The 640-nt window shown below is 43.8% G+C and carries 2 protein-coding genes; both read right to left on the bottom strand.

The window, feature by feature from the left end:
* The coding region (locus A3766_RS32340) for a hypothetical protein (protein WP_231883006.1) at positions 1–181 on the bottom strand (181 nt) is incomplete at its 3' end.
* Positions 145–606 carry a hypothetical protein gene (locus A3766_RS26895; protein WP_068509322.1) on the bottom strand — a complete coding sequence of 154 codons (462 nt, stop codon included), beginning with the start codon at positions 604–606 and terminating at the stop codon, positions 145–147. The genes A3766_RS26895 and A3766_RS32340, both read right to left, overlap by 37 nt.
* Positions 607–640: the final 34 nt, after the last annotated feature.

Raw genomic sequence — 640 nt, 5'->3', positions numbered from 1 at the left:
TGAGCGTAGGTGCATGCCAAATACCCCCCCATAAATAGTGATAATTTGAGGTTTTGATAAATAGCTCGACTTCACCATTTTCGGGCCTTAGTTCGTAAACTCGCGGCAGATAATCAGCCTCTTCTTGTTCCTTGTTTACGCCTATTACCCCATTCCCGCCAAGAAAGCTCCGTTTTGCCAAAGCTCATAGGCACTAGCCATATCAGGAAGATGTATGAAAACTTTCTGTTTATCTTTCGGGACAAGTAATTTTATATAGTAGGTACCATAACCAATGGGAAGTATAGCAGACTCAGCCTCTTGCTTATTATTGGCGTGTTCACTCCATGGCCCAGGAACTGGTACGTCACTCCAGGAATATCGATGCATGTTTGCCGTATCGTGTGTAAAAGCATTCCAGGTAAAACGCCAAGAGCCTTGCAAGCTGAAGTTATCGCCCTGCCCCCAATCTTTTTGACGAAGGTCGATCATGCCAAGATTTTCAGGAGCATGTAGATCTTCTGCTTGCGTAATCTGAACAGTAGATAGGGCGGCCAATAGCAGAGACAAGCTTAATACCGCTAGTTTCTGTGTGCGTCGAACGATTATATTAAATGCAATGGACATGCGTTTTTCTTATTGTTGGTAGAGTCTGCATATT

This window comes from Oleiphilus sp. HI0132, from assembly GCF_001635845.1.
This window is presented reverse-complemented; position numbering and strand designations above follow the sequence as displayed.

Coding starts and splice junctions, on each gene's coding strand:
- A3766_RS26895 (WP_068509322.1), bottom strand. CDS start 606: ATGTCCATTGCATTTAATATAATCGTTCGACGCACACAGAAACTAGCG.